We start from the raw sequence: 809 nt of genomic DNA, 5'->3' as shown, positions 1-809 counted from the left end.
CGGATGACACACTTTCACGTACATTTGAAAAGGCATGTCTGCCATCCGCACGGATTAAAGCTATTGAGAAGCCGCAGGAACAAGGGTTTGATGTGGCTGTCAGATTATCCCCATTTATCCCGCAATTTATTGATTTTAGGGTTCTGAACAGTATCAAATGTGATAAAATTCTGGTGGAATTTTTACGGATAAACACGTGGGTGAAGCAATGGTTGGATATTGACTATTCCGAATACACCCTGAAGCATGCAGGGTACAATCATCTGCAGCTGGAGCGAAAAATCGAATATCTAAATAAGATTTCAGGGTTCAGGGAGATTTCGGTTTGTGAGGATGTGGACAGTCATTTTCAGTATTGGAAAGAGAATGTAAACTGCAGTCCGGATGATTGCTGTAATTTGAGAATATAAAATTAAGCCGCGCAGGAAAAAATCTTTGCGCGGCTTTTTTCGGGCAGACAATCATTTGTAGAATATGTATTTTTCTTCGCAATAAATGCAATGATTTTCTTTGCAATACTTCTCAACTGCCTTGCGCGTTTTAAAGTCTTTTACTTTTCCGTCTTTCGATTGAATATGTCCCACATTAAAGTCTTCATCTATCTTTAGGGGGACAAACCTTGTTTGGGTATTAAATCGTTTCATGTTTCCAGTTATTCTTTTTCCATTAATCTTAAAATTCTGTTGAACTCATCACGGCTCATATTGGTAGGTACAAAAGATGCTTTTACCTCTTCAAACGGACGAAGAGAATGTTTTAATGTCTCTTGAGCTTCCTCCCTTGCCTTTTGGGCACACATTTCAATATAT

At 38.6% G+C, this 809-nt stretch carries 1 protein-coding gene and 1 pseudogene; one reads left to right on the top strand and one right to left on the bottom strand.

Going from position 1 to position 809, the window contains the following annotated elements:
* A pseudogene (locus HMPREF2794_RS23920) lies at positions 1 to 410 on the top strand (radical SAM protein); the annotation flags it as partial.
* 51 nt (positions 411 to 461) lie between these two features.
* Here HMPREF2794_RS23920 and HMPREF2794_RS23915 read toward each other — a convergent pair.
* Positions 462 to 644 (bottom strand): hypothetical protein, encoded by a 183-nt coding sequence (locus HMPREF2794_RS23915; protein ID WP_008766313.1) that lies wholly within the window; start codon positions 642 to 644, stop codon positions 462 to 464.
* Positions 645 to 809: the final 165 nt, after the last annotated feature.

The sequence above is a fragment of the Bacteroides sp. HMSC067B03 genome (genome assembly GCF_001811315.1).
GTDB lineage: Bacteria > Bacteroidota > Bacteroidia > Bacteroidales > Bacteroidaceae > Bacteroides > Bacteroides faecis.
Note: the sequence above shows the minus strand (reverse complement) of the source record. Positions and strands in the feature narration are given on the sequence as shown.